Source organism: Ruegeria sp. CJ2, assembly GCF_056536745.1.
In genome coordinates this window covers 253,379-280,082 of record NZ_JBQFQF010000003.1, presented here as the reverse complement: position 1 = coordinate 280,082, position 26,704 = coordinate 253,379, and the positions used below count along the sequence as shown (strand labels likewise).

The following is a 26,704-nucleotide window of genomic DNA, read 5'->3' as shown; positions in this document are numbered from 1 at the left end:
GCCAGACGAAAACAAACCGCCCCGGACCAGAACTCCGGGGCGGTTTTCTTTTAGAACAGGCTGAGTTGATCTCCGGCCCGCGCGGGTTTGGAAAACAAATCACATCGCAGGGACGGTGTTCGCGTCGCAAGGCCCAACCGTTTGACCGCCAAAGAAAATCTTTTGGCGACTATCCCGGCATACTCACCTTCGCCGCGCATCCGGTGACCCCAACGCGGATCATAATCCCGCCCGCCGTGCATCTCGCGCAGCTTTGACATGATCTTTTCGGCGCGGGCCGGTTCGTGTTGTTGCAACCAATCCTGCCACAAGCCCGATACTTCGCGTGGTAACCTCAGCATGATCCAGCTTGCGGCGTCTGCACCTGCATCCCGCCCAGCTTTCAGCAGGGCCTCCAACTCGTGATCCGTCAGTCCGGGGATGAGGGGCGATGTCATGACCCGCACCGGCACCCCTGCCCCAGTCAGCCTGCGAATAACGGCCAGACGACGCTGGGGCGACGGCGCGCGCGGCTCCATCCTGCGGGATAGGTCAGCGTCCAAGGTGGTCAAGGAAATCCCGACACGTACCAATCCGTCCTGCGCCATTTCTGACAGAATGTCCAAATCCCGCTCGATCAGAGTGCCCTTGGTCACAATCCCGATGGGATGTCGAAACTCCTGTAGAACTGTCAGACAGGATCTAGTGATCGAAAGGTCCCGCTCAATGGGTTGATATGGATCGGTATTTGTTCCCAATGCGATCGGCGCAACCTTGTAGCCACGCGCTGAAAGTTCTTTACCAAGGACCATGGCTGCGTTGGGCCGGGCGACCAAACGGGTTTCAAAATCCAATCCCGGCGACAGGCCCAGATAAGCGTGGCTTGGGCGCGCAAAGCAATAGACGCACCCATGCTCACACCCCCGGTAAGGATTGATGGAGCGGTCAAACGGCAGGTCCGGCGACCGGTTATAGGTTATGACGCTGCGCGCAACCTCTTCGCGGACCTCGGTCCGAAGGACAGGAAGATCGTCATCCGCGTCCCATCCATCGTCAAAGGTTTCGGTCTCATACCGCTCAAACCGGCCTGCGGAGTTTGACAGAGTCCCGCGGGCCTTGATGTTGTGTGAAACCATTTTGTTTCCCTTTTGTTCTCACCTCAACATAGGTCCGTTCTACGTGTCCAACAAGCCTTTCGGCGGTAGTGTCGGAAATTGCGCACACTGAAAACGACCTGGGCTGCGGCGCCATTTCTGAACGAAATGCAGGATGTTCATGCAGAAAATGACGTCGAGTTGATCAATATTTTGACGTATAGGTCGGTCCCGGAACCGCCAAGGTCGCAATCGTCACAGTCGAACTGCGGCGAAATGGCCAAAACGGAAAAAATGCCACCACGGGCGTAATGCCCGCTCAGCTCAGGGAAACGCCCCATGTCCGATGAAGAAGACATCGTCCTGTCCGAACTTAATGACGACGAACTGGTCGAACAGATGTTCGACGATCTTTATGACGGCCTGAAAGAAGAAATCGAAGAAGGTGTGAACATCCTGCTGGAACGCGGATGGACCCCCTATGACATCCTGACCAAAGCCCTGGTCGGTGGCATGACCATCGTTGGCCATGACTTCCGCGACGGCATCCTGTTCGTTCCCGAAGTTCTTCTGGCGGCGAACGCCATGAAGGGCGGGATGTCTATCCTGAAACCCCTGCTGGCAGAAACCGGCGCGCCGCGCGTTGGCAAGATGGTCATCGGCACCGTGAAAGGCGACATCCACGACATCGGCAAGAACCTTGTGTCGATGATGATGGAAGGCGCAGGTTTCGAGGTTGTCGATATCGGCATTAACAACCCGGTCGAAAACTACCTCGAAGCGCTGGAGTCGGAAAAGCCGGACATCCTGGGCATGTCCGCCCTGCTGACCACGACCATGCCCTACATGAAAGTCGTGATCGACACCATGGTCGAGCAAGGCCTGCGCGAAGAGTACATCGTTCTGGTCGGTGGCGCACCGCTGAACGAAGAGTTCGGCAAAGCGATCGGTGCCGACGGCTATTGCCGTGACGCGGCTGTGGCGGTGGAAATGGCCAAGGACTTCGTTTCGCGCAAGCACAATCAGCTCGCTGGCTGAGGGCGATGACGCAAACTTGAACAAGGCTGCCCTATCCGGGGCAGCCTTTTTTCGTTGAACGTCTTGCAATTATTTATATTTTTCCACAGTTTGATTTTGTAATTGTGTGCCTTGCGTTTTAGGCACGTTAGGTAACCGGTTTCACAGGGTAACTTATGCCTACGACATTCAACGCGATCTTCCTCGGGAACCTTTCGATTATCGACCCGACTGAGGGCAACAACACGGCTGAAAACGCAGGTGCGCTTGTTGGCCAGACCTTCGGTGGCGAAGGCGATCCCTTATTTGAAGATGCCGTTGTCTGGAGCGCCGCAGGAAATCCCGGCAGCACATATGAAAACAACGCGAATGCAGATTTCGATCTGTTTTCAATTGATGGCAACCTGACGATTTTCGATGCGGCGGTCGCATACAACGCCACTATCACTTATGTCGACGGAACAACCGCTGACATCACCGCTGTGGTGGCGCAGGACGCTTTTGGAAATACCTATCTGGTCCCCGAGTTCTCAGCCAATGCGGATCAGGCCGCGTTGGAGGATCAGGCCATCCGATCCCTGACCTTAAACAGTATCAATACGGATACAACCAACGGCCTGAATTCTGATCGTCAGGAGTGGGACATTGCCACGTGTTTTACCACCGGTACACTGATTGAAACTGATAGAGGCGCTGTTGCGGTCGAACACCTTCGGATCGGTGACAAGATCAGAACGCTGGATCACGGATTGCAGACGCTGCGCTGGGTCGGACGCCGAACCGTTCGTGCCACCGGAGCCTTCGCACCTGTTCTTTTCAAAGCAGGAGCATTTGGAAACAGCCGGGATTTGCTGGTGTCTCAGCAACACAGAATGCTGATCGACAATTGGCAGGTCGAACTGAACACCGGGTTTTCCGAAGCACTGGCCCCTGCAAAGCAGTTGGTGAACGGCAAAGACATCGTGATGCGTCCGGGGGGCTTTGTGACCTACTACCACCTAATGTTTGACCAACATGAACTGGTCTGGGCCGAAGGGTGCGTGAGCGAAAGTTTTCACCCAGGCATTCAGGCTTGGAACAGCCTGGCTGATGCTGCAAGGACCGAGATACTGACGCTATTCCCAACGCTGGCAGATCAAGGGGTTACCGCATACGGCCCCCCGGCCCGTCCTTCGTTGCAGTATTTCGAAACGCAGGCGTCGGTCGCCTGACGCGGCATGTCGTAAGCAGGCTTGTCTTCCCTCCGCATTCGTCCTTTGATGATGCAATCGCAGTTGGAATGAAGCCATGCAGCACAACAGCACGCCAGATGACGCAAGCCTGACGTCGCAAGGTTATTCTGAAACCGGGCGCAAGGGCGGAATTCTGCTGTTGGCCTGTGGTGCGCTGGCGCGTGAAATTCTGGACCTGAAAAATCGCAACGGCTGGGATCACATGTCTCTGACCTGTCTTCCAGCGATATTGCACGTTCACCCCGAGCGGATCACGCAAGCCGTTGAAGACGCCGTCGCCAAGCATCGTGACGATTTTGACCAAATCTATGTTGTCTATGCCGATTGTGGCACAGGGGGACTGTTGCAAAAAGCCTGTGCTGACATGGGCGTCGAGATGGTCCAGGGCCCCCACTGCTATTCGTTTTTTGAAGGCAATCAGGCCTTCGACGCGCGCGGCGAAGACGAAACCACAGCGTTCTATCTGACAGACTTTCTGGCCCGTCAATTTGATGCCTTTGTGTGGAAACCGCTGGGCTTGGATCGTCACCCCGAGCTCAGGGACATGTATTTCGGGAACTACACGAAACTGGTGTATCAGGCGCAGACGGACGATCCGGTTCTGACCGAACGCGCCCGCGACTGCGCCGACCGGATGGGGCTGGCGTTCGAGCGTCGTTTTACCGGGTATGGAGACCTTGAAACCACGCTCTCAGATTGGGCCAATCGCAGCCCTTCTGACTAACGGGTCAAGCGTTTTCCTGAGCCACGTCGCGAATGCGTTCGATCATGGCGCGCAGCCCGTTTGAACGCTGGGCGGACAGGTGATCGTTCAGACCCAGCCGCGCCAATTCTCCGCCCGCATCGACCTGCGGCACCTCGGCGACCGGCAAGCCGTTGTAAAGCGACCGCAGCACTGCAATCAGGCCACGCACGATCAACGCATCGCTGTCGCCGTCAAAGCGAAATACACCGCCTTCAATAATCGGATGCAGCCAGACCTGGCTGGCACAGCCATTCACCTTTGTGGCAGGCACCTTGAGCGCGTCATCCAACGGCTCCATCGCCTTGCCCTGATCAATGACATGGCGGTACCGGTCTTCCCAGTCCTCCAGAAACTCGAAATCCTCAACGATTTCTTCAAAGGCAGGCGTTGCCATTTCGCAGCGATCCTTTTGTTGCGACTATACAAGTGAACTATGCCGCGCGCCCGCGTCTGTCCAGCCCTGCCATGGGTTTTCAAAGCCTGCAAATTGCGATAACCCATTGCGGAATTTAATGCTCTGAGCTGGGTCCATGCAAAAATCACTGTCACTCCTTATGGTCGCCGCACTGACCCTGTCTGCCTGCAACAACTGGAGCGACTCTCGGGCCAACCCGTCCAACTGGTTTGGGTCCAGCACGTCGACCCCGCCACCGGCCGAGGCAGCCTATGACCCCAATGTCCTGGTGCCGCCGGAACGCGAAGGGTCCGGCCTGTTCTCAAGACCTGATCCCGTGGACAACAGCGTGCCGATCGCCAAGGTTGATGAGTTGCGGATTAACCCCACGCCCTCGGGGGCCATCATTTATGTCAGGGGCACGGCTGCGCGCCAAGGCGCTTACGGGGCGCAGCTTGTCCGGGTCGAAAACGAAGAAAACCAAAAGAACGGGGTTTTGGAGTTCACGTTCCGGGTTAGCTATCCCAGCTATGCCACCAATCAGGGGACAGAGCGGTCACGAGCAGTGTCGGACGCCGTCAATATCAGTCTGGATGACCTGCAAAACACCCGTCTGGTTCGGGTCGTCGGTCAGCAAAACGCGCTGGAATCTCGCCGCCGGTAACGGTCGCTAGAGCGTGACGACCTGCACCGATTGCCCCTTGGCGGCCAAAGCGATCTTACCCTCACACAGTTTGAGGGCGTCTTCACCGAACACCTCGAACCGCCAGCCTGACATGGCGGGCACGTCACGCTCACCGGCGGCAATCTGATCCAGCTCGGAACTGGTTGCGATAAGCTTTGCAGCAACGCCCGAGCTTTCGGTTTTTGACTTCAGCAACACGCGCAAAAGGTCCGCCAGCGCGGGATTGACCTTGAGCTTGTCTCGGCTGTTGTCCACGCGCGGCATTTGGTCCGGCGGACAACTGACGCCCTGTTTGACGGCGTTCAAAATACCTTCGGCGATCGCCCCTTTGCGTGCTTCGCGCAGCAACAACCGCGATCCCCCCAGATCCGACGGTGACTTCGGCTTGGTCGACGCGAGTTCGATCAGCGCATCATCCTTGAACACACGGCTGCGCGGTACGTTGTTTTCCTGCGCATAAGCCTCGCGGAAGCGGGCCAATTCGCGCACAACAGCCAGAAACTTTGCAGAATTCGTCCGCGTCTTTACCCGCTTCCAGGCGTCTTCAGGACGAATATCATAGGTGTCCGGCAGGGTCAGCGTCCGCAACTCTTCGGCGACCCAATGGCTACGCTGGGATTTCTCCAACTCGGCGGCCAAATGTTCATAGATTTGCCGCAGGTGCGTCACGTCGGCCAAGGCATAGGTCTTTTGCGCCTCCGACAGGGGGCGGCGCGACCAGTCGGTAAAGCGCGATGTCTTGTCCAGACCTTGTTTGCAAATCTTGCGCACCAGCGTTTCATATCCAACCTGCTCGCCAAATCCGCACACCATCGCCGCCACTTGCGTGTCAAACAACGGCTTGGGGAACACACCGGCCTCTACCCAGAAAATCTCAAGGTCCTGCCGGGCCGCGTGGAACACCTTGACCACATTTTCATTGGCAAAAAGCTCATATAGCGGGTCCAGCGACAGCCCGTCCGACAAAGGATCAACGAGAACCGCACTACCTTCGTCAGAGGAAGGAACCGCAAGTTGCAGCAGGCAGAGTTTGGAATAATAGGTCCGTTCGCGCAGAAACTCGGTATCCACGGTGACATAGTCATGATCCGCAGCCGCCGTGCAGAACTCGGCCAGCTCTTGCGTCGTTGTCAGGGTTTTCATTCGTGGTGCTATTCTTGCTCTTGTTCTTTGTGACTGCCCGTCAGTTTTTTGACATACCGAGCCGTAGTGCAGACCATAGGCCGAATAGCAGGCAAGTGTAAATCACCCTGAGATGTTCAAGGCAGCAACACCGGGGTGCGATCTGCGCCCGCATAACGTCTAAGCACAGCCGGATAAAGCTTGTGCTCCAGAACCAAGACACGCGCGGCCAAGGCCTCGGGCGTCTCGCCTGGTTCAATATTCAAACGGGCCTGACCCAGGATCGGGCCGTCATCCAGCGCGGCCGTGACCTCATGCACCGAGCAACCGTGTTCGGCATCGCCAGCCTCGATCGCGCGGGCATGCGTGTTCAAACCCTTGTATTTAGGCAACAGTGATGGGTGGATATTCAGCATCCGCCCTTGGAAACGCGACACGAAATCCGCCGTCAAAACCCGCATGAAACCGGCAAGGCAAACGATATCTGGCTGGGCTTGCTCCAACGGCTTCAGCAACTCGGCCTCGAACGCGGCGCGGTCTCCCCTATACGGTCGGTGATCAACCGCAGCCGTCGCGATGCCGCGATCGGCGGCTTTTACCAAACCGCCTGCCTGCGCGTCATTGGACAGAACCAGACAGGGTCGTGCGGGGTGATCGCCGGTCATGCTGTCGACCAGCGACACCATATTGGAGCCCCCCCCCGAGATTAAGATGGCGACACGCTTGTGGCTCACAGCAGTTTGCCCGAGTAAGACACACCCGGCACGTCAGTGACGGTGCCGATCCGGGCGACTGTCTCTCCGGCGTCGGCCAACAACGTGGTCAGCTCATCCGCGCGCGCGGCGTCGCAGACGACGATCATGCCAATGCCGCAGTTGAAGGTCTTGAGCATTTCTGCCTCGGCTATACCGCCGATCTCTGCCATCCAGCGGAACACCGGTGGCAGGTCCCACGCGCCCAAGTCAATTTGCGCGCCAAGATCATCAGGCAGCACGCGTGGCAAATTTTCCGTCAGGCCACCGCCGGTGATATGCGCCAGCGCATGAACGCCACCTGCCCGGATCGCCTGAAGCGCCGGTTTGACATACAGACGCGTGGGCGTCAGCAGCGCCTCGCCCAATGAGCCGCCACCAAAGGGCGAAACTGCGTCCCAACCGAGGCCCGAGATTTCAACCAGTTTGCGCACCAGAGAATAGCCGTTGGAATGCACCCCGTTCGAGGCCAGCCCCAGCAGAACATCGCCTTGCTGAACGTCTGCTGGCAGATGTGCGCCACGCTCCATCGCGCCGACCGAGAATCCGGCCAAATCGAAATCACCTTCGGGGTACATACCGGGCATTTCTGCCGTCTCACCGCCGATCAGCGCGCAATTGGACTGCACGCAGCCCTCGGCAATACCTTCGATGATCCGCGCGGCGGTATCTGTGTCCAGCTTGCCGGTTGCGAAATAATCCAGAAAGAACAGAGGTTCAGCGCCCTGACAGATCAGATCGTTCACGCACATGGCGACCAGATCAATGCCCACACCATCAACAACACCGGTATCAATCGCGATACGCAGCTTGGTGCCAACACCATCGGTTGCGCCCACCAGAATCGGGTCGGTATAACCCGCGTCCTTGAGGTCGAACAGCGCGCCAAAACCGCCCAGACCGCTCATCACGCCCGAGCGGTTCGTCCGCTTGGCCGCAGGCTTGATCCGGTCGACCAGAGCGTTCCCCGCATCAATGTCAACGCCTGCATCGGCATAGGTGATTCCGTTCTTGCCCGCTGTCATGGCCAACCCCTTATGAATGGTTCACGCGCGGGTTAGTCGATTGTTGGACATGTTGCAACGGTCAGGCTTGACGCGGCTGTTCACCGTGGTACGCAAGGCGCTTAGGCGGGCCTGTAGCTCAATTGGTTAGAGCAGAGCGCTCATAACGCTTTGGTTGGGGGTTCGAGTCCCTCCGGGCCTACCAAAACCGCTTCAACGCAATCCCACATACTGACAGGCCGTGTAGAATTCGTTACAGGGTTCGAACCACCCGAAATAAATCACGCCTGCAAGTACGACGCCAATAAAAATAAGCAGCTTATTCAAAATTTTAACCTCACTATTTACCAAGGCGCGCAAATCAGGAAATTCGATTTTCGATCAACGCAATTTCCCATCACTAAACACGCGCGACCGGAACTTTGACCTGAATCCCCGACAGGCGGCCAACAAAAGCACAAACGTTCTCTGTCCTTCCTACCGGGTCATCATAGCACATTTAAGTAATTCTCAGAAAACCTAGTTCCAGAGCGGCCCAAACGCCCCGTGTCATCGACCGATAATAATATCGGCGCACAGCCCGCCCAGTCTTTCGCTTTTGCCCAATCGCAATACCCCACCATGCGCCCGCGCGATGTCCGAGACGATCGCAAGGCCAAGACCCACCCCGCTGCCCTGATTCTGGTTACGCGCGGGATCAAGGCGCGAAAACGGCTTGACGGCCTCAGAGCGCTGGTGCTGTGGAATCCCCGGACCGTCATCCTCGACCCGCAGGCGGATCATTTTTGGCGTCATCGACAGGCTGACTTCGGCCTTGTTACCGTATCGAACAGCATTGCCAATTAAGTTCTCCACAGCCCGACGGATGGCCGTGGGGCGCAGCAAGGCCGTACCTTCACCCTCGACCGAGACAAGGCTGGCCTCGTGACCTGCACGGCGCGCATCCTCGACAATCTGGCGCAGCAAAACCTCGGGCTGAACGGTTTCCGGCGGACCTTCTGCGGCCCCGCGCGAAAAATCCAGAAATGCGTCCAACAGCAGCTGCATTTCATCCACGTCCTGTTGCAGCGGTGCGGCCTCATCTTCGGGCAGCATGGACAGGCCCAGTTTCAGCCGCGTCAAAGGGGTTCTGAGATCGTGACTGACCCCCGACAGCATCAAGGTGCGCTGTTCCATCTGACGCTCGATACGCGCGCGCATGTCCAAAAACGCACTGCCCGCGGCGCGGACTTCAATCGCGCCTCCGGGCGAATACGGCACCACCCTGCCCCGGCCAAACGCCTGTGCTGCATTCGCCAGACGCGTGATCGGCCGAAGCTGGTTGCGCATGTACAAAAAAGAAATCGAAGTCATGATTATCGCGAAGAAAACCATGGTCACGATCAACTGATGCGGCGCGGTTGGGGACAGGCGCCGACGGTCCAGTGTCAGCTCAAGCAGTCCCAGATGGGTTCGCATATACAGTCGCGCCTGATCACCGGTCGGCAATGCGACGGCAACAAGGTTAAGCAGATTCTCGTGCAAATCGGCCTCAACCTGCGGCGCGATGAAATCATACCACCTGCGGTAACCAATATCGGGCCCTTCATTGATCCCTAAAAACCGGGCCTTCATTTCCAGCGAGGCAATATCCTGACGAATCGCAGCAATGGCCTGATGCTGCGTTTCGGCGTCAGCCATCGTATCTGTAATCAGATCGACCTCACGTGCAGCCGCGCTGGTCATTTGCGCGGTCACATCCTCAAGGTGTTTCTGAATAAACGCGACCCCCACAACCAACAAAAGAACGATCACCGGAAGAACCAGGATCAGAACCGCGCGCGCATAAAGACTGCGCGGCATATAGGATTTGAGCCATCGACTGGACATGCGCTAAACCTAACGGGCTGATCCGACAAGAGAAAGAGTGCAGAATGCAGGCTCCCGACGATTTCAACCCACGTCCCGGTATCGCTGTCGAGTTGCAGACGGGCCTGAGGCGTATTCTGGCCCCCAACCCATCGCCAATGACCTATAGGGGCACCAACACATATCTATTGGGTGAAAAGGACTGCGCCGTAATTGATCCCGGCCCGCTGAATGAGGGTCACCTTCAGGCGATTCTGGATGCTTTGCAGCCCGGTCAACGGATCAGCCATATTATCGTGACCCACACGCATCTGGATCATTCCCCGCTCGCCGCGCCTTTGGCCGCCCGCATAGGCGCCCCGATTTTGGCCTTTGGCGGCCCCGAATCTGGCCGTAGTGAAGTGATGTCCGCGTTGGCGAAACAGGGCCTTGCGGGGGGCGGCGAAGGCATCGACACCGATTTCCGCCCGGATATCGAGGTCTCAGACGGTGAAGTTATCCAAGGCGACGGCTGGCAACTTGAAGTCATTCACACCCCCGGTCATCTGGGCAACCATATCGCACTGGGTTGGTCAGATGTCTGTTTTACTGCAGATCACGTCATGGGGTGGGCCAGTTCTCTTGTGTCGCCACCGGATGGCGACCTGACGGATTTCATGAACGCCTGCTATCGTCTACGTGAAAGGGACTGGAGCCGTTTTCACGCCGGTCACGGCGCCCCGATTCACAATCCCGCCGAGCGGCTGGACTGGCTGATCAATCACCGGCTTGCACGCGAAGCGCAGATTCTGACCGCGCTTGAGGAAAAGCCAGGTACAGCTCGCGATCTGGCCGAAAGGATATACACGGAAACGCCCGCAGCCCTTTTGCCTGCGGCAGAGCGTAATGTTTTTGCACACTTGGTCGATTTACACGGTAAATCAAAGGCTTCCCCAAAAGGTCAACTATCTGTAAATGCCGTTTTTGAAAGGCAGAACTAACGAAAGAACTTTTTTCTGGTCATATGACGATCTTGTCTGGACGGCCAAAAACGGGATTGCTATACGGCCCTCAGTTCCGGCGTAGCTCAGCGGTAGAGCAGTTGACTGTTAATCAATTGGTCGTAGGTTCGATCCCTACCGCCGGAGCCAAAATCCCCTTCAGATTTCGAAGACTGTGTTTGGCGAAATTCCGCATTGTGCGGACGGCAACCCTCGTCAAAAAAACTTCGCGCACCCCTCTGGACGCCGCAGATTCGTATTGATATACGGCGCGGACCGTTCCGGCGTAGCTCAGCGGTAGAGCAGTTGACTGTTAATCAATTGGTCGTAGGTTCGATCCCTACCGCCGGAGCCATTTCCCCTTATTTCATGGACTTAGCCCGCAAGGGCATCCGAAAAATCCGCCCGTAGATTACGCTTGAGCACTTTGCCCGTGGCGTTCAGCGGTAGCGCATCCACAAAGACGACCTTGTCGGGAATCTGCCATTTGGCGATTTTGCCGTCGAAGAAAGACAACAGTTCGTCCTCCGAGGGATCCTGCCCTTCGGCCTTTACCGCAACCAATAGTGGACGCTCGTCCCACTTGGGATGCGGAACGCCAATCACTGCGGCCGTCGCGAGCTTGGGATGGGCAACGGCGATATTTTCCAGTTCGACGGAACTGATCCATTCGCCGCCCGATTTGATGATATCCTTGGATCGGTCGCGGATCGTCATGTAACCATCAGCATCCAAAGTCGCCACGTCACCAGTGGCGAACCAGCCATCCTGTAATAGGTTCTGATCCTGCAGCTCGAAGTAGCTGTCCAGCACCCAATACCCGCGAACCAGCAAATCGCCCTGAGTCTCACCATCTCGGGGCAGTTCATTGCCGTCATCATCAACGATTTTCAGATCGACGCCATAACATGGGCGGCCCTGACTTTCGCGCAGCTTGTGCTGCTGTTCAATCGGCAGGTCTGCGTGTTTCGCCATAGGTTGGTTTGCAGTGCCCAAGGGACTCATCTCGCTCATGCCCCAGGCGTGAACAGTGTCGACGCCATATGTGTCACGAAACGTCTCGATCATCGAGGGGGGGCATGCCGCGCCGCCAATAACGGTTCGGTCCAGACTGGCCAGCTTGCTGCCCGACTTTTCGGCAAAGGCCAGCAAACCCTGCCAGATCGTCGGAACGCCCATCGCCAGTGTAACGCCGTAGGTGTCGATCAGGTTCACCAACGCCTCGCCATGCAAATCCGGCCCGGGCAGAACCATGCGTGAACCGGACATCGCACAGGCATAGGGCGACCCCCATGCATTCACATGGAACATCGGCACCACCGGCATCACAACATCCATGGCGGAATATCCGATGACATCCCGTGTGTTCGACCCGAAACTGTGCAGCACGGTCGAGCGGTGAGAATACAGCACGCCCTTCGGGTTTCCCGTTGTGCCGGATGTGTAGCACAGGCTTGACGCGGTGTTTTCGTCAAAGCTGGGCCATTGGAACCCTTCATCACCTGTTTCGATCAGCTCATCATAGAACTGAACACCAGGAACCTGCGCGATCGCGTCATCGTTCCTTGGCCCCATCAAAACGAAATGCTGGACTTCGGTCAGATGCTCTTTGATTGCCGCGACCAGCGGAATAAAGGTCGCGTCAAAGAACAGAACCCGGTCTTTCGCGTGGTTGATGATGTAAGAGAGCTGTTCAGGGAACAGTCTGGGGTTGATCGTGTGACACACAAAGCCCGCACCGGAGGTTCCATAGTATATTTCCAGATGCCTCCGGTTGTTCCACGCCAGTGTCCCGATACGCGCTTGCGGCTCGAGGCCCAGTTTGGTCAGGGCTGACGCCAGCTTTCGCGCGTTCACCGAAACCTGTGACCAAGAGCTTTCGGTCACGGACCCGTCGGTCTCAACCGATATAATCTCTGTCTGACCGTGATAGCGATCCGCGTGTTGAATCAGTGACGAGATCAGCAGCGGCTGCGTCATCATTTGTCCCAGCATGGACATCCTCCCTTTATTTGCACCGTTTCTTTGCGACGGCGCATTTGTTCCGCCCTCCGACATCTGCCAGCAGGCCATCTGTTCGGGAGGAACCCTGCCAATCATTTAATTTACTGACAATAAAAGAATGCAGCATTCCGCTACGGCACAAAGAAGTTTTTTCGTCAGCCCCGATGTCGCAGCACATACGCCACCAACGCGGCGGTTGAACCATCCTTTTGCGAAGCCGAGTCCTCACCGTCCACGATCGGACCCAAAGATGTCGCCAGCTCTTTGCCCAGCTCCACACCCCATTGGTCAAACGAGTTAATCCCAAACAACACACCTTCGACAAATACACGATGTTCATACAGGGCGATTATCTGCCCCAGAACGAATGGTGTGAGTTTTGGATATATCAACGTGGTGGACGGCCGGTTTCCGGAAAAGACGCGGTGGCGGGCCTGACGTTCCAGCTCGGCCCCGTCCAGCCCTTTCGCGGCCATGCGTTGCCGCGCCTCTGAAAGCGAACGCCCCCGCATCAGCGCCTCTGACTGCGCCAGGCAATTTGCCAATAACAGGCGGTGGTGATGCGAGAGTTCTGGCTCATGCCCTTCGGCTGCAACCATGAACTCGCAGGGGATCACGTCCGTGCCTTGGTGGATCAACTGATAGAACGCGTGCTGCCCGTTGGTCCCGGGCTCGCCCCAGACAACCGGCCCGGATGGAACCGCCAATGCCGTGCCATCCATCGCCACAGATTTTCCGTTCGACTCCATCTCGAGCTGCTGAAAATATGCGGCCAGCCGCAACAGTCGCTGATCATAGGGCAGAACCGCTCGGCTGGCGTGGCCAAGCACTTGCCGATGCCAGACACCGACAAGCGCCAGCATGACAGGCATGTTTTCCGTCCAGTCAGCGGCGCGGAAATGCACGTCCATCGCCTGACCGCCCCGTAAAAAGGCGTCAAAAGCATTCGATCCTACCGCGATCATCACGGGCAAACCAACTGGACCCCAAACCGAATATCGGCCTCCGACCCAGTCCGCAAAGCCGAATACCCTGTCTTCTGGAATGCCAAAGGCTTGCGTTTTGTCCAACGCGCTGGACACCGCCGCGAATTGGGCCGCAGGGTCGCCCCCGCCATCGGTCATCCACGCCCGCGCCGTGCGTGCGTTGGTCATAGTTTCAATAGTCGTGAAGGTTTTCGAGGCGACAATGACCAGCGTCCGCGTCGGATCCAACTGCCTTAACGTGTCAGCGATATGCGCCCCGTCCACGTTCGACACGTAATGCAACCGTGGCCCATCGTGATACGGGGACAAAGCATGAGTGGCCATAACCGGACCCAGATCAGACCCGCCGATTCCGATATTCACCACATCGGTAAAGCTGCCCCCTGCCCCCGCGACTGCACCGCCACGGACTTCTTCGGCAAAGACCCGCATGCGCTGAAGCGTGTCCAATACGTCAGGCATGACATCCAGACCATCAACTTCAACCGGGCCGCCGTCCAGATTGCGAAGGGCCGTATGCAGCACCGCGCGACCTTCGGTTTCGTTGATCTTTGCGCCGCTGAACATCGCGTCGCGACGGTCGGCCAAACCTGCCTCGTCGCACAAATGGATCAGGGCATCTCGGATCGGGGTATCTATCTGGGTCTTCGAGTAGTCGAACAGCAAATCCCCGGTCGAGGCTGAAAAACTCTGCGCCCTGTCTGGCGATTGTTCGAACAGGTCCAAAATCGCGCGATCCTGCGCGTCGGCTGCCAGAGTTCTGAGGTTATCCAGTTTCATAATCGTCACTCCGCCCAGTGAACCGTCATGCCGCTGAGTACCGCCGCAATCGGCGCCTCATCCGGATGTAAGCGACGCGCACGGTCTAACGCCTCGCGCTTTGCTGACCCGAAGATGACCAGATGTTTGGACAAAGCGCCGTCCAGAATCGGTGCTGTCAAAGTAATGCGCGCCTCCGGCTGGACTTCGGTCCGCGCGATGGCCAGCGGCGGCGCATGGCTATCAAGGGCAGCTTCCAAACCCTGCATTCCAGGAAACAGCGATGCGGTGTGCATGTCCTCTCCCATCCCCAGAACAAGAACCGACAGGGGAAGGACCGGAGTGATCAGGCTTTCGATTTCCGGCAGCACCGTTTCGGGGTCTTTGCCCTCCAGATACAGTGGAACGTATTGGGCGGCAGAGGCGCGATTTGTCAGCAGACGCTCGCGGATCAGTTTTTCGTTTGAACGCTCACTGCTGCCCGGCACGCACCGCTCATCCGTCGGCAGTACGCGCACCCTGTCCCATTCCAGATCGGCGGCACACAACCCGTCAAATATCGGCCCCGGAGTGGTGCCGCCCGGAACCGCCAAGGAAATCATGTCATGATGCAGCAACGCGGCTTCCAAATCCCCGGCCAAGACGTTGGCGACGTCGATGGCCAGCATGTCCCTGTCGGCGTATTCCTGTATATTCATGGGTTTATCCCTTGCCACCGGCGACCATCCCGTTTCATCAGCAGTTCGGCGTCGCCCGGGCCGGTACTGCCACTTTCATAAGGTTTCGGCACGTCCCCACGCGCCTGCCACCCCGCGATGATGGGGTCGGTCCATGCCCATGCAGCTTCGACTTCGTCCCCGCGCATGAACAGGGTCTGATTGCCGCGGATCACATCCATCACCAGCCGCTCATAGGCGTCTGGCGGCTCCTGGCTTTCCGACCCCAACGCTTCGGCAAAGCTCATGTCCAGGGGCACGTCGACCAGCCGCATGCCCCCCTGCCCAGGCTCTTTGATCGTAACCTTCAGGGTGATCCCTTCGTTCGGCTGGAGGCGGATCGACAAGACATTCGCGTGGCGGCCAGCCTGTTCACCGAAGATCGAGTGTGGCGCATCCTTGAACATAACATTGATAACCGAGGAGCGCGCCACCAACCGTTTACCCGTCCGCAAATAAAACGGCGTACCGGCCCATCGCCAGTTGCTGACATGCGCCCTCAACGCGACATAGCTTTCCGTGGTTGATCGCGGATTGCCCACGATCTGACGATAGCTGGGCCCGCCCCCTTCAAACTGGCCACGCACGATGTGATGCGGCTCGACCGGGTCCAAGGCGCGGATAACCTTAAGCTTTTCGTCTCGCACGGCGTCCGGGTCGAATTTCGCCGGCGGCTCCATCGCAATCAGGCACAAAAGCTGCATCAGATGGTTCTGCATCATGTCGCGCATCGCACCGGCGCGCTCATAATACTCCTCCCGCCCGGCAATACCGACAGATTCGGCCACCGTGATCTGAATGTGATCTACGTATTGGCTGTTCCAGAGCGGTTCGAACAACATGTTTCCAAACCGCACGGCCATCAGGTTCTGAACAGTCTCTTTCCCCAGATAATGGTCGATCCGGTAGATCTGTTTTTCTCTGAAATGTGCCGCCAAGGTCGCGTTCAGCACCTTCGCGCTATCCAAGTCGTGGCCAAACGGTTTTTCCACGACAATTCGCGTCTGTTCGGTCGCAAGATCATGAGACTGTATTCGCTCCGCCAGCGGACCAAACAATCTCGGCCCAACGGAAAAGTAAAAGGCACGCACCCTGTCGGGCTGAAGCTTGGCGGCCAACGTGGACCACCCTTCCTCGGAAGCGCCGTCAAGTGCCACGTAATCGACGCGTTGCAGGAATGCCGACAGCGCCGCTGCATCCTTGCACTGGACCGGGGCATGCGTTTTCAGCGATTCGGCCACAACTTGGCGAAAGGCGTCGCTGTCATGCCTGGTTCTGGCAGCACCGATAATCTGCACGCCATCTGCCCATTGACCGGCGCAAAAGCGACGGAACAGCGCCGGAAGGATCTTGCGCTGCGCCAGATCACCGGTTCCGCCAAAAATGACCAGATCAAAAGGGTCGACGGGTATGACACGAGAAACCATGTGTTTTCCTTACCTTGCCCCAAAGGTCATGTCCAATGTTAGCGCAACCAATTTCACAGCAATCCGCATCATCACAACTCTGTCAGGTCGGTTCTGCCCACTTAACGAACACAGGCCAAAGCGCTAAGTCTTTCACACGAGTTCAAAGAACCGGAAACCGGAATGAAAGACAACGCCCCTCAAAGCGCCAATATCGGCAAGTTTCAGAACAAATTGGTGACAGCAGACGGGCAAACCCGCGCATCCGTGGCGTTGAAGAACCCTCAGACGCTTTGGTTCAATACCGGCACCCTGTGTAATATCGAGTGCGTCAACTGCTATATCGCAAGCAGCCCAACCAACAACGCGCTGGTTTACATAACCGCAGACGAGGTGCGCGGATATCTGGATCAGATCGAAGAACGCGCGTGGCCGGTGCGTGAAATAGGTTTCACCGGCGGTGAGCCGTTCATGAATCCCCAAATGATCGAGATGACGCGCGCCGCGCTTGAACGTGGGTTCGAGGTGCTGATCCTCACCAACGCGATGCAGCCTATGATGCGTCCCAAGATGCGCGAGGGGTTGCTGGACCTGCAACGAGACTTTGGCGACAAGCTGACCATGCGCATTTCTGTCGATCACTTTCGCCCTGACCTGCACGACGAAGAGCGGGGAAAGGGCAGTTTTGACAAGACCGTTGAAGGCATGAAATGGCTGCGCGACAACGGTTTTCAAATGGCCGTGGCCGGACGTTCGGTATGGGGTGATACCGACGCCGACAGCCGCGCAGGGTACGCAAGATTTTTTGAGGCGCACGATTTTGACATCAACGCGCAAAACCCTGCGCAGACCGTCTTGTTCCCGGAAATGGACGAAACGGTCGAAGTTCCCGAAATCACAACCGCTTGCTGGGGTATTCTGGACAAATCACCCGAGGCGGTCATGTGTTCAAACGCGCGGATGGTCGTGAAACGCAAGGGCGCTGACAAACCCGCCGTGCTTGCCTGCACCCTGCTGGCCTACGAACCGGAATTCGAGATGGGTGAGACATTGGCCGAAGCCGAGGCCGATGTGCACCTGAACCACCCGCACTGCGCCAAGTTCTGCGTATTGGGCGGCGCAAGCTGTTCGGGCTGATCAGTTCAACTCGGGCGATTTCCAGTATTTGGTTCCGGACGCGCCTGCCGAAACGCGCCACCCTTTCTTGCTGAGGACAAAGAAAGACCGACCATCGGTAAACCGGAGTGTCTCGTCAGTGCGTTGTTCGCCGTACATGGCGTCCGATTGGGCCGTGGCATCGTATCCATAGTCAATGAACTTGTCCAAATCCGCCTGCGTTTCAAACAGGATAACGAACTTGGTCTCGAACCCGCCAATCCCTATCGCGGCCCCGACGCCTCCGGTCCCCATGTTCATATAGGTGTGCTGTCCGGTCTCTTTTGACACGGCTACACCGCGCCCGTATCCGGCGGACACCGGGAATACCGTCACCTTTCTGGAATCAAAAACCGCGTATCCCGCGCTGATATCGTAAAGCGCCTGAGCCTCGGGGTTCTCGGCCATAAGTTGGGTCAGAACCTCGCTTGCCATGACATCCAGTTTCGCGCGCGTCTCTTCCGGGGTGGCTTCGTTCGACATCAGATCGGCAGTGGAGTCGATCGTGTCATCCACGGCGCTCACCCCCTTTTCAACCGTGTTGCCAACCGACTCGGCCCCACGCCCAATGGCGTTTGCGGTGTTTTCCGCACCCTTCTTGATTTTATCCAGAACGCCTTCGGCAGCGGCGGGACCTGCAAGCAGAGTGACGGCAAAAGCGAGATACAGAATTCGAGACATTGCGGCTTTCCATATGGCAAACGGTTTGTTTGCCACTCTACTCGATAAAACCGCGTTGAGAATGCCTGTTCAGTTTATCCTGAATTCACCGACCATGTTGCGCCATTCTCCGGGTGCAATCATTTTCCGGTGTGTGTACCTCACCGAATGCAGCGGTCCGTCAATCTCGCGCTGCCAGAATTCGATGAAATCAAACAGTTTCGGGTGGTCCGGGGCAAGATCGTAATCCTGCCAGATGAACGTATTCAGAACGTGGATATAATCGGGCATGTGATAGAAAAATTCCGCCGTCGTCAGCCCATATCCCTTGAGCATTAATTCGGTTTCGCTTTGCTCCATGCAGACCTCCAATTTCTTGCAAGGTCTCTTCAGGGTAACATGGAAACCCCCAAACTATTGAATAACAATATGTTACTCTAGTGTTACTGTGGTTTTTTGCCGGAAATGCTCAGCTTGCTTGCACCTTATGTGCCGGGTCTGATAAGATGCACCCACAAGATATAGACCCAAGCCAAAGATCGGGCAGTTTACGTGAGCGATACGCCAGAAACCCCAGAAAACATGGATGAAACCCCGCCTGAGCGTCCCGTTTACGACGGCCCGACGGTGTCCATCGAATCCGAGATGCGCACGTCCTATCTGGACTATGCCATGTCGGTCATCGTGTCCCGCGCGATCCCTGATCTGCGCGATGGCTTGAAACCGGTTCATCGGCGGATTCTCTACGCTATGCACGAAACCGGGAACACGCATGACAAGGCGTATCGCAAGTCGGCGCGTCCGGTGGGCGATGTCATGGGTAAATACCACCCGCACGGTGACAGCGCGATCTATGACGCACTGGTGCGGATGGCACAGGATTTCTCGATGTCGCTGCCGCTGCTGGATGGTCAGGGCAACTTTGGCTCGATGGACGGCGATAACCCGGCGGCCATGCGTTATACCGAAGTGCGGATGGACAAACCTGCCGCGTCCCTGCTGGCCGATATCGAAAAAGAGACGGTCGATTTTCAGGACAACTATGACGGCAAGGACCGGGAACCAACCGTCCTGCCCGCCCGTTTCCCAAACATGCTGGTCAATGGCGCCGGCGGTATTGCCGTGGGTATGGCGACGAATATCCCTCCGCACAATCTGGGCGAGGTCGTCGACGCTACGCTGGCGCTGATTGACGACCCGGATCTGACCTCCGAGCAGTTGATCGAATACGTCCCCGGCCCCGATTTCCCGACCGGCGGGGTCATGCTGGGCCGGTCCGGTGCGCGCAAGGCTTATCTTGAGGGTCGCGGCAGCGTCATCATTCGCGCGAAAACGCGCGTGGAAGAAATCCGCCGCGACCGCTATGCGATTGTTGTGGATGAGATCCCCTATCAGGTGAACAAAGCCTCGATGATTGAAAAGATCGCCGAGGCGGTGCGTGAAAAACGCATCGAAGGCGTCGCTCATGTGCAAGACGAATCTGACCGCAACGGTGTGCGTATTGTCGTTGAGCTAAAGCGCGATGCGACGCCCGAGGTGGTGCTGAACCAGCTTTATCGCTTCTCACCGATGCAGACATCCTTTGGCTGCAACATGCTGGCCCTGAATGGCGGTCGGCCTGAACAACTGACTCTGCGCCGCTTCTTGACCTCGTTCATTGATTTCCGCGAAGACGTTGTCGCCCGCCGCACCGCCTATGACCTGCGCAAAGCGCGGGAACGCAGCCATATCCTGTGTGGTCTGGCCGTGGCCGTCTCGAACGTGGACGAAGTGGTTGCGACCATCCGATCCTCGGCCGACGCTGCCGAGGCGCGCGAAAAGCTGATGACGCGCCGCTGGCCAGCGGCCGAGATCGAAGGCTATCTGCGCCTGATCGACGATCCCTTATCCAAGATGAACGACGATGGCACCTATAACCTGACCGAAGTTCAGGCCCGTGCGATCCTCGAGTTGCGCCTGCAACGTCTGACCCAACTGGGCGTCAAAGAGGTCACGGACGAGCTGGAGCAACTGGCCGCCAAGATCAAGGAATACCTTGATATCCTGTCCTCGCGCGAACGCATCATGTCGATCATCGGCGATGAGCTGCGCGAAGTGCGCGAGCAATTCGCCGTGCCCCGCCGCACCGAGATCGTCGACTGGTCTGGTGACATGGAAGACGAAGACCTGATCGAGCGGGAAGACATGGTCGTGACCGTCACCTCGGGCGGCTATATCAAACGTACCCCGCTGGCCGATTTCCGCGCGCAGAAACGCGGCGGCAAGGGCTTGTCAGGGATGCAGACCAAGGAAGAGGATGTCGTCACAAACCTCTTTGTGGCCAACACCCATACCCAATTGCTGTTCTTCACCACCGAAGGGATGGTCTACAAGCTCAAGACCTGGCGTCTGCCGCAATCCAGCCGAACTGGGAAGGGCAAGGCCATCGTCAACATCCTGCCGATCCCCACGGGCGTCTCCATTGCCGCGATCATGCCTGTCGATGTGCCCGATGAAGAATGGGAAAACCTGCAAATCGTTTTCGCCACCAGCGCGGGCGACGTGCGGCGGAACCGTTTGTCAGATTTCACCAATGTGCGCCGCAACGGTAAGATTGCGATGAAACTGCCCGAAGGTGTGGAACTGGTGAATGCCCGCATCTGCTCCGAGGACGAAGACGTGATGCTGGTCACCAATTCGGGCCGCGCGATCCGCTTCCGCACCACCGATGTGCGCGTCTTTAACTCGCGCGAGTCGACCGGTGTGCGCGGCATCAAGCTGGTCAATGCGGGGGATCAAGTCGTCTCAATGTCGGTTATCCGTCACTTTGATGCCGAACCATGGGAGCGCAGCGCCTTTATTAAGCGCTTCCGCACGGAATTGGGCGGCGAGAGTGCGGAGGACGAGAACACAGAGGACACCGATAGCACGCAGGTCGAAGGCGCCCTGTCTGAAGATCGTTATCAAGAGATGCTGACGGCCAATGATCTGTTGGTAACCATCAACCGTTCGGGCGCCGGAAATTTGACCTCGTCCCACGACTACCGTGTCAGCGGACGTGGCGGTCAGGGGGTTGGCGCCATGAAAGGTGGGGCCATCGTCGCCACCTTCCCGGTTGAGATCGACGATCAGATCATGCTGGCGACCTCCAAAGGCCAGTCGATCCGTGTTCCGGTTGACGGCATCTCATTCCGTTCACGCAGCGCGGGCGGAGTGAAGGTCTTTAACACCGGCAAGGGTGAAGAAGTCGTCAGCGTCGCCTGGATCGCCGATCAGGGCGATGAGGATGAGGCGGAATAAACCAGCCTCAAAGCAATCTACGAGACCCCGCGGCCTAGCCTGCGGGGTTTTCTTTTTCTCACCTGTTATCTTGCTGTATCAGAGGGTCTTATTGACTATGCTCACGCATCAAGTCCTCCAGCACCCAAAGCCTGTCCTGACCCCAAATACTATGGCCGTTCAGATGAAAGCTGGGCACGCCCCACAAACCGATCTGTTGCAGGCGCGCCTGATTGCCTTCGACCCGTTCGCGCCAGGCTGAATTACCGATCTGCGGTTTGGCTTTATGCCAATCAATCCCGGCCGCAGCAGCAATTTTCGCCAACCCCGCATCTGTGCTGGCATCTATGCCCCGCGACCAGACGGCCGTCATGAAGGCCGAGCAATATTCGGGCAACCGCCCTTCGGACTCCGCGTAATCCAACAGCGCATAACCACGCTCCACCCCTGCCCCAAGCGGATCACTGATGCGACCAAACGGAATGCCCAGACGCCGGGCCTCGCGCGCGCAATCGCGCAGGATATACGAGGATTTCGTTTTGGGCACCGGCAACCCCCGCATCAGCATCGGCAAGACAGGGCGCAGAACCAGCCGCGCATTTGTACGCGCAGCCAAGTCGCGGATGCGGTCAAAGGCCAGATAGGAATAAGGGCTGCGGAACGAGAAAAAGAATTCCACTTCCTGCCCCGTTGCGTCCGGTGTCGGGTGGGAATAGTCCGGCACGATCGGCGGGTTCGCCTGCCCAAGCCCAAGCGCTTCGAGCCGGGTTTCCAGATATCCAAGCCGGTCGGGTCCCCAATAGCACTCGCCACCATAAGCGAAGGTGCCGCCCAGGTAATGTCCGGCAGCAGCAAGCGCCCGGTCCCCGCGTAACAGATGTTCGGACGCGTCCGATTGCGGCCCCTCTGGGATATCTCGGCCCGACCACAAGGCACCACTAATTTGCCGGGCTGTCTCGGGAATATTCTGCTGGCTCAGTTCTGCAGCCAACCGGCGTTCGGCCTGCGCAAGAGCAGTTTGGGACGGCTCCGAACTCTCAGGCGCATCCAGCCCCAGACGCCGGGCCCATCGCTCTGTATCTGCCCATGCGTTCTGCGCATAAGCCTCTGGAACCGGAAGGATATCAGAAGCCGGGCGAGAGATAAGATGCACCTCGATCCCCAGCCTGTATTTAGCCTGAAACCGCTGCAAAAGCTGTAGGCTCAGGTGGCAATACGGATCACTTACATCGTGGAAATACTGAACAACATGCGGCCTGCTGCCGAGCCTTCGACGTGTTTCCGTCGTAAACCGCTGCGCAGTTTGCAGCCCCGCGCTGGTCAGAACAGATGCAGCGCGGGTTTTCAGCGTGTTCCTGAACGACATGCGCCCCTCCCAGACCGTATTCGGGGCACCTTAACGGTTGGGGCTGGAATTCCCATGCCCGAACACTGAAACGTGAGAGTTACAGGGCGTAAAGCCCACCAAACTTGGCCTCAAGATAGGCCAGCAGAGGCTCCGGCCCCGGTTCCACACCGCTGGCACGCGTGATGATGTCGCGCGGGGCGTACAGCCCGCCGAAGCGTTGCAGATTTTCGCGCAGCCAGCCGGTTGCGCCGGACGTATCGCCCTGCGCCAGTTGCGCATCCAGATCGGGCAGCGCCGCGCGCAGGGCCTGATACAGACACCCGGCATAGACATTGCCCAATGAATAGGTCGGGAAATAGCCAAACAGCCCCACCGACCAATGCACATCCTGCAGACACCCGTTCGAGGGCTGATCAACCGCATAACCGAAATCGGCCTTGAAACGGTCATTCCACGCGGCCTCCAGATCGCTGACCTGCAAGTCCCCAGCCATCAGAGCGCGCTCCAGATCAAAGCGCAGCATGATGTGGAGGTTATATTGCACCTCATCCGCCTCGGTCCGGATGTAACCGTTATGAACGCCGTTGACGGTGGCATAGAATGCGTCGGCGTCGCTGATCCCGAAATCGCCAAAGGCCGCTGTCATCTGATCGAACAGCCAGCCGGTAAAGGCGCGGGATCGGCCCAGTTGGTTCTCATAAATCCGGCTTTGGCTTTCATGCACGCCCATCGACACGCCACTGCCCAGAGGCGTCAGAGCATAGGCGTGGTCGATGCCTTGTTCATAAGCGGCATGGCCGACCTCGTGAATGGTCGAGTAGAAACAGTTGAACGGGTCGGTCTCGCTTGTGCGGGTGGTGATGCGCACGTCCAGCCCGCTGCCCGAGCTGAAGGGATGCACCGCCTTATCCACGCGCCCCGTGTTCAGGTCGTAGCCAAAGGTCGTCGCCAGTTTCTGCGACAGGCGCATTTGGGTTAGTTCATCGAACGTACCAGTCAGAGCCTGTGGCGCCGGGCGGTCCAGAACAGCGGCGCGCAGGGCCACCAGACGCGGGCGCATCTGGTCGAATATCTCGGCAATCTGGGTGCCTGTGGTGTAGGGCTCATAGTCTTCGACCATGACGTCATAGACGTCACCGCCTTGGGCCAGCGCCGCACCCTCTTCGCGTTTCAGGGCGACGACCTCTTGCAGCACGGGCAAAAAGGCCGCCACATCCTCATCCGCACGTGCCTGCGCCCATGTGCCCTGCGCCGACGAATTCACGCGGGCGATGGCCTTGGCCAGATCAGCAGGCACCTTGACCGTGCGTTCATAGGATCGACGGATTTCGCGGAGCTGCGCCTTGCCAACCTCATCCTGCGGCGCGGCCTGTTCCAGCCACTCAGCCACGCGTGGGTCAGACCTGCGCGCGTGTAGGACAGCTTCGATCGCAGCCATTTCCTCAGCCCGCTGCGGGGCGGCCCCGCGCGGCATCACCGTTTCCTGATCCCAGCCCAGCCGCCCGGCAATCTGCCCCAGAGCCGAGGTTTCGCGTTGAAAAGCCATCAGGTCGTCAAAAGCGGTCATGTCACGCTCCGCGGATTGAGGTTGCGATTGGGTAAGCGGTCAGGAATCGGGCGCGCAGGATCAGAGTCCAAACGACAACGGCCATGAACTGATGGAAAATCGCGATCTGCCACGGCGCGGCGTAGACCACGGTCGCGATACCGATCACCACTTGCAACAACAGCGCGGCGAAGGCTGCGTTAAAGGCGAACCGGGTTTGCGGATGCGCACTGGTGCCGCCCCGCCGCCAGACGATGACACCGAAGATCAGCAGCAGGTAACCTGCGCAACGGTGAATGAACTGCACCAGACCGGGGCTTTCGAAGAAGTTCCGCCACATCGGTTCCAGCATCATTGCGTCCGGTGGCAGAAGCTGCCCACCGATCAGAGGCCAGTCGGTATAGGACCGACCCGCGTCAATTCCCGCGACCAAAGCGCCAATCAGGATTTGCAGGAACGCAAAGTGCATTAGGCCAGTCGACAACGAGAACAGCTTCACCTCTTTCGCACGCCGGGCCTGCATCAGATCGCGCTCTTCCCGGCCCAACTCAAAGATGTACCACGCGAGGAACCCGAGGATCACAAAAGCCAGCCCCAGATGCACGGCCAATCGATAGCTGGCAACGGCGGTCATCCCCTCGCCCTGCGTCACGCCCGAGGCGACCATCCACCAGCCAACAGCCCCCTGCACGCCCCCCAAAGCACCGGGGATCAGCAGCTTGCCGGTCCAACCGGTTGGGATCTTCCGCGCCACCAGGAACCCAAAGAACCCGATCGCCCAGATCAGGCCAATCACGCGGCCCAACTGACGGTGGCCCCATTCCCACCAATAGATGAATTTGAAATCATCCAGTTCCATCCACTGGTTCTGGATGCGCCACTGGTCGATCTGTTGGTATTTGTCGAACTCGGACAGCCAGTCGGCCTCAGTCATCGGCGGGATGGCACCGGTGATCGGACGCCACTCGGTGATCGACAAGCCGCTATCCGTCAGGCGCGTCAGGCCGCCCACGGCGATCATGATCACAACCAGCGCGAACAGGATCATCAGCCAGACGCGGATCGCCTTGCGCGCACCGCCTCGGCCCCGGTCGATCATGCCAGGCTGAACCGCCTCTTGTTTCTGGTCGCCCGAGACCTCTTCGAAGATGCTGCGCTTGCCGCTCATGCTGTCCTCATGTCCTTGTTTCGTCGCACGCTAGGGTGAAGCGGAGGATAGGTCCAGCCTCAGCCCTTGTCCTTCCAGCGGACCATCTGCCGCATGATCCCGTGCAACATCTGCACATCCGCCCGCGTCATCCGCATCCGCGACCACAGGTTGCGCAGGTTGGTCTTCATCCCTTCGGCCTTTTCGGGCGGGTAGAAGAACCCCGCCTCTTCCAGCCGATCCTCATAATGTTCGACCAGCTTTTCGACCTCGATCCCCGTGGCCCAATCGCCTTTGCCCAGATCCGTGGCCTCATGCACCACATCGGCGCTTTGGCGCATCCACTCATAAGCAGTCAGCAACACGCATTGCCCGAGGTTCAGCGAAGCATATTCCGGGTTTACCGGAACCGAGATAATGGCGTTTGACTTGGCGATATCCTCATTCTCAAGCCCGGCGCGTTCAGGGCCGAACAGCACCGCCACTTTCTCACCTGCAGCAATCATTTCAGCGGCAATCTGCATCGCGCGCTCGGGGCTGTAGACCGGCTTGGTCAGGCCCCGTTGCCGTGCAGTCGTGGCAAAGACAAAGGTACTGTCAGCCAATGCCCCTGCCAGATCGTCAAACAGCTGCGCCTCATCCAGCAGCCGCCCCGCCCCGCTGGACATGGCCACCGCCTTGGGGTTCGGCCAACCGTCGCGCGGAGCCACGATGCGCATCCGGTCCAGCCCGAAATTCCACATCGCGCGGGCGGCGGCACCGATGTTTTCCCCCATCTGAGGGCGCACGAGCACAAATGAAGGCTGGGGCTGATCGCTAGGCATGGCTTACTCCGAAAGTTCCGCCTGCTCTAATCCCCCGGCCTGA

23 protein-coding genes and 3 tRNA genes are annotated in these 26,704 nt (G+C 58.0%); 10 read left to right on the top strand and 16 right to left on the bottom strand.

The features are described from left to right. Nucleotides 1-50 precede the first annotated feature (50 nt). Entirely contained in the window at nt 51-1,115 is a 1,065-nt protein-coding gene (locus ACR0MS_RS05915) for a PA0069 family radical SAM protein (RefSeq protein WP_480570515.1), read from the bottom strand. Nucleotides 1,116-1,412: 297 nt separating this feature from the next. Here ACR0MS_RS05915 and ACR0MS_RS05910 point away from each other — a divergent pair, with 297 nt between their 5' ends. The 3 genes from ACR0MS_RS05910 (at nt 1,413) to ACR0MS_RS05900 (ending at nt 4,046) form a co-directional block, all read left to right on the top strand. Next, entirely contained in the window at nt 1,413-2,111 is a 699-nt protein-coding gene (locus ACR0MS_RS05910) for a corrinoid protein (RefSeq protein ID WP_480570512.1), read from the top strand. 155 nt (nt 2,112-2,266) lie between these two features. After that, nucleotides 2,267-3,301, top strand: coding sequence for a Hint domain-containing protein (locus tag ACR0MS_RS05905; protein WP_480570509.1), 1,035 nt, complete (start codon nt 2,267-2,269; stop codon nt 3,299-3,301). A 76-nt stretch (nt 3,302-3,377) separates the two neighbouring features. Then, entirely contained in the window at nt 3,378-4,046 is a 669-nt protein-coding gene (locus ACR0MS_RS05900) for a DUF1638 domain-containing protein (protein ID WP_480570506.1), read from the top strand. Nucleotides 4,047-4,050: 4 nt separating this feature from the next. Here the strand turns inward: ACR0MS_RS05900 and ACR0MS_RS05895 are convergent, their stop codons facing one another. Further along, the gene (locus tag ACR0MS_RS05895) at nt 4,051-4,461 is read right to left on the bottom strand and encodes a SufE family protein (protein ID WP_480570503.1); all 411 of its coding nucleotides are present in this window, start codon (nt 4,459-4,461) and stop codon (nt 4,051-4,053) included. Nucleotides 4,462-4,597: 136 nt separating this feature from the next. Here ACR0MS_RS05895 and ACR0MS_RS05890 point away from each other — a divergent pair, with 136 nt between their 5' ends. Continuing rightward, nucleotides 4,598-5,125: a hypothetical protein gene (locus ACR0MS_RS05890; RefSeq protein WP_480570500.1), complete on the top strand. Its 528-nt coding sequence runs from the start codon at nt 4,598-4,600 to the stop codon at nt 5,123-5,125. A gap of 6 nt (nt 5,126-5,131) precedes the next feature. Here ACR0MS_RS05890 and rnd read toward each other — a convergent pair whose 3' ends face one another. The 3 genes from rnd to purM form a co-directional block, all read right to left on the bottom strand. After that, nucleotides 5,132-6,289, bottom strand: a complete 1,158-nt coding sequence (rnd, locus tag ACR0MS_RS05885; protein ID WP_480570497.1) for a ribonuclease D — start codon at nt 6,287-6,289, stop codon at nt 5,132-5,134. Between the two features lie 116 nt (nt 6,290-6,405). Then, nucleotides 6,406-7,002, bottom strand: a complete 597-nt coding sequence (gene purN, locus ACR0MS_RS05880; protein WP_480570493.1) for a phosphoribosylglycinamide formyltransferase — start codon at nt 7,000-7,002, stop codon at nt 6,406-6,408. Next, nucleotides 6,999-8,045 (bottom strand): phosphoribosylformylglycinamidine cyclo-ligase, encoded by a 1,047-nt coding sequence (purM, locus tag ACR0MS_RS05875; protein ID WP_480570491.1) that lies wholly within the window; start codon nt 8,043-8,045, stop codon nt 6,999-7,001. Before purM ends, purN begins: the two co-directional genes overlap by 4 nt. 107 nt (nt 8,046-8,152) lie before the next feature. On the opposite strand from purM, the gene ACR0MS_RS05870 reads away from it, so the two are divergent. After that, nucleotides 8,153-8,229 (top strand) — tRNA-Ile (locus ACR0MS_RS05870). A gap of 344 nt (nt 8,230-8,573) precedes the next feature. Here the strand turns inward: ACR0MS_RS05870 and ACR0MS_RS05865 are convergent. Beyond that, nucleotides 8,574-9,893, bottom strand: a complete 1,320-nt coding sequence (locus ACR0MS_RS05865) for an ATP-binding protein (protein WP_480570488.1) — start codon at nt 9,891-9,893, stop codon at nt 8,574-8,576. 44 nt (nt 9,894-9,937) lie between these two features. On the opposite strand from ACR0MS_RS05865, the gene ACR0MS_RS05860 reads away from it, so the two are divergent. The 3 genes from ACR0MS_RS05860 to ACR0MS_RS05850 all read left to right on the top strand — a co-directional run bounded on the left by ACR0MS_RS05860 (nt 9,938) and on the right by ACR0MS_RS05850 (nt 11,207). After that, nucleotides 9,938-10,852, top strand: coding sequence for an MBL fold metallo-hydrolase (locus ACR0MS_RS05860; RefSeq protein WP_480570484.1), 915 nt, complete (start codon nt 9,938-9,940; stop codon nt 10,850-10,852). Between the two features lie 75 nt (nt 10,853-10,927). Then, nucleotides 10,928-11,002 (top strand) — tRNA-Asn (locus tag ACR0MS_RS05855). 130 nt (nt 11,003-11,132) lie between these two features. Then, nucleotides 11,133-11,207: transfer RNA gene (locus ACR0MS_RS05850), tRNA-Asn, on the top strand. 20 nt (nt 11,208-11,227) lie between these two features. On the opposite strand, the gene ACR0MS_RS05845 is transcribed toward ACR0MS_RS05850, so the two are convergent. The 4 genes from ACR0MS_RS05845 to zwf form a co-directional block, all read right to left on the bottom strand. Then, on the bottom strand, nt 11,228-12,847 hold the full coding sequence (locus ACR0MS_RS05845; RefSeq protein WP_480570481.1) for a long-chain-fatty-acid--CoA ligase: 1,620 nt from the start codon (nt 12,845-12,847) through the stop codon (nt 11,228-11,230). A gap of 164 nt (nt 12,848-13,011) precedes the next feature. Further along, nucleotides 13,012-14,622, bottom strand: a complete 1,611-nt coding sequence (gene pgi / locus ACR0MS_RS05840) for a glucose-6-phosphate isomerase (protein ID WP_480570478.1) — start codon at nt 14,620-14,622, stop codon at nt 13,012-13,014. A gap of 5 nt (nt 14,623-14,627) precedes the next feature. Next, nucleotides 14,628-15,299 (bottom strand): 6-phosphogluconolactonase, encoded by a 672-nt coding sequence (gene pgl, locus ACR0MS_RS05835; RefSeq protein WP_480570474.1) that lies wholly within the window; start codon nt 15,297-15,299, stop codon nt 14,628-14,630. Further along, nucleotides 15,296-16,744 carry a glucose-6-phosphate dehydrogenase gene (gene zwf, locus ACR0MS_RS05830; RefSeq protein ID WP_480570471.1) on the bottom strand — a complete coding sequence of 483 codons (1,449 nt, stop codon included), beginning with the start codon at nt 16,742-16,744 and terminating at the stop codon, nt 15,296-15,298. Before zwf ends, pgl begins: the two co-directional genes overlap by 4 nt. A 162-nt stretch (nt 16,745-16,906) precedes the next feature. Here zwf and ACR0MS_RS05825 point away from each other — a divergent pair, with 162 nt between their 5' ends. After that, nucleotides 16,907-17,860, top strand: coding sequence for a radical SAM protein (locus tag ACR0MS_RS05825; protein WP_480570468.1), 954 nt, complete (start codon nt 16,907-16,909; stop codon nt 17,858-17,860). Here the strand turns inward: ACR0MS_RS05825 and ACR0MS_RS05820 are convergent, their stop codons facing one another. Further along, a complete protein-coding gene (locus ACR0MS_RS05820) occupies nt 17,861-18,559 on the bottom strand; it encodes a lipid-binding SYLF domain-containing protein (protein ID WP_480570465.1) in 699 nt (232 codons plus the stop codon). A 69-nt stretch (nt 18,560-18,628) separates the two neighbouring features. Further along, a complete protein-coding gene (locus ACR0MS_RS05815; RefSeq protein WP_480570462.1) occupies nt 18,629-18,898 on the bottom strand; it encodes an usg protein in 270 nt (89 codons plus the stop codon). A gap of 192 nt (nt 18,899-19,090) precedes the next feature. Here ACR0MS_RS05815 and gyrA point away from each other — a divergent pair, with 192 nt between their 5' ends. Further along, on the top strand, nt 19,091-21,817 hold the full coding sequence (gene gyrA, locus ACR0MS_RS05810) for a DNA gyrase subunit A (protein WP_480570459.1): 2,727 nt from the start codon (nt 19,091-19,093) through the stop codon (nt 21,815-21,817). An 88-nt stretch (nt 21,818-21,905) separates the two neighbouring features. On the opposite strand, the gene ACR0MS_RS05805 is transcribed toward gyrA, so the two are convergent. The 4 genes from ACR0MS_RS05805 to ACR0MS_RS05790 all read right to left on the bottom strand — a co-directional run bounded on the left by ACR0MS_RS05805 (nt 21,906) and on the right by ACR0MS_RS05790 (nt 26,661). Beyond that, a complete protein-coding gene (locus tag ACR0MS_RS05805) occupies nt 21,906-23,162 on the bottom strand; it encodes a DsbA family protein (RefSeq protein WP_480570456.1) in 1,257 nt (418 codons plus the stop codon). Nucleotides 23,163-23,241: 79 nt separating this feature from the next. Then, nucleotides 23,242-24,711 carry a carboxypeptidase M32 gene (locus ACR0MS_RS05800; RefSeq protein ID WP_480570453.1) on the bottom strand — a complete coding sequence of 490 codons (1,470 nt, stop codon included), beginning with the start codon at nt 24,709-24,711 and terminating at the stop codon, nt 23,242-23,244. A gap of 1 nt (nt 24,712) precedes the next feature. After that, nucleotides 24,713-25,858 (bottom strand): heme A synthase, encoded by a 1,146-nt coding sequence (gene ctaA, locus ACR0MS_RS05795; RefSeq protein WP_480570450.1) that lies wholly within the window; start codon nt 25,856-25,858, stop codon nt 24,713-24,715. Between the two features lie 59 nt (nt 25,859-25,917). Continuing rightward, the gene (locus ACR0MS_RS05790; protein WP_480570447.1) at nt 25,918-26,661 is read right to left on the bottom strand and encodes an RNA methyltransferase; all 744 of its coding nucleotides are present in this window, start codon (nt 26,659-26,661) and stop codon (nt 25,918-25,920) included. Nucleotides 26,662-26,704 lie beyond the last annotated feature (43 nt).

What these genes read in the sequence shown, in the direction of transcription:
- ACR0MS_RS05815 (WP_480570462.1), bottom strand. Translation starts at nt 18,898, where the DNA reads ATGGAGCAAAGCGAAACCGAATTAATGCTCAAGGGATATGGGCTGACG.
- ACR0MS_RS05825 (WP_480570468.1), top strand. Translation starts at nt 16,907, where the DNA reads ATGAAAGACAACGCCCCTCAAAGCGCCAATATCGGCAAGTTTCAGAAC.
- zwf (WP_480570471.1), bottom strand. Translation starts at nt 16,744, where the DNA reads ATGGTTTCTCGTGTCATACCCGTCGACCCTTTTGATCTGGTCATTTTT.
- pgi (WP_480570478.1), bottom strand. Translation starts at nt 14,622, where the DNA reads ATGAAACTGGATAACCTCAGAACTCTGGCAGCCGACGCGCAGGATCGC.
- ctaA (WP_480570450.1), bottom strand. Translation starts at nt 25,858, where the DNA reads ATGAGCGGCAAGCGCAGCATCTTCGAAGAGGTCTCGGGCGACCAGAAA.
- ACR0MS_RS05910 (WP_480570512.1), top strand. Translation starts at nt 1,413, where the DNA reads ATGTCCGATGAAGAAGACATCGTCCTGTCCGAACTTAATGACGACGAA.
- purM (WP_480570491.1), bottom strand. Translation starts at nt 8,045, where the DNA reads ATGACAGCGGGCAAGAACGGAATCACCTATGCCGATGCAGGCGTTGAC.
- ACR0MS_RS05905 (WP_480570509.1), top strand. Translation starts at nt 2,267, where the DNA reads ATGCCTACGACATTCAACGCGATCTTCCTCGGGAACCTTTCGATTATC.
- ACR0MS_RS05865 (WP_480570488.1), bottom strand. Translation starts at nt 9,893, where the DNA reads ATGTCCAGTCGATGGCTCAAATCCTATATGCCGCGCAGTCTTTATGCG.
- ACR0MS_RS05820 (WP_480570465.1), bottom strand. Translation starts at nt 18,559, where the DNA reads ATGTCTCGAATTCTGTATCTCGCTTTTGCCGTCACTCTGCTTGCAGGT.
- ACR0MS_RS05860 (WP_480570484.1), top strand. Translation starts at nt 9,938, where the DNA reads ATGCAGGCTCCCGACGATTTCAACCCACGTCCCGGTATCGCTGTCGAG.
- ACR0MS_RS05790 (WP_480570447.1), bottom strand. Translation starts at nt 26,661, where the DNA reads ATGCCTAGCGATCAGCCCCAGCCTTCATTTGTGCTCGTGCGCCCTCAG.
- ACR0MS_RS05800 (WP_480570453.1), bottom strand. Translation starts at nt 24,711, where the DNA reads ATGACCGCTTTTGACGACCTGATGGCTTTTCAACGCGAAACCTCGGCT.
- ACR0MS_RS05805 (WP_480570456.1), bottom strand. Translation starts at nt 23,162, where the DNA reads ATGTCGTTCAGGAACACGCTGAAAACCCGCGCTGCATCTGTTCTGACC.
- ACR0MS_RS05845 (WP_480570481.1), bottom strand. Translation starts at nt 12,847, where the DNA reads ATGCTGGGACAAATGATGACGCAGCCGCTGCTGATCTCGTCACTGATT.
- pgl (WP_480570474.1), bottom strand. Translation starts at nt 15,299, where the DNA reads ATGAATATACAGGAATACGCCGACAGGGACATGCTGGCCATCGACGTC.
- ACR0MS_RS05900 (WP_480570506.1), top strand. Translation starts at nt 3,378, where the DNA reads ATGCAGCACAACAGCACGCCAGATGACGCAAGCCTGACGTCGCAAGGT.
- ACR0MS_RS05915 (WP_480570515.1), bottom strand. Translation starts at nt 1,115, where the DNA reads ATGGTTTCACACAACATCAAGGCCCGCGGGACTCTGTCAAACTCCGCA.
- ACR0MS_RS05890 (WP_480570500.1), top strand. Translation starts at nt 4,598, where the DNA reads ATGCAAAAATCACTGTCACTCCTTATGGTCGCCGCACTGACCCTGTCT.
- rnd (WP_480570497.1), bottom strand. Translation starts at nt 6,289, where the DNA reads ATGAAAACCCTGACAACGACGCAAGAGCTGGCCGAGTTCTGCACGGCG.
- ACR0MS_RS05895 (WP_480570503.1), bottom strand. Translation starts at nt 4,461, where the DNA reads ATGGCAACGCCTGCCTTTGAAGAAATCGTTGAGGATTTCGAGTTTCTG.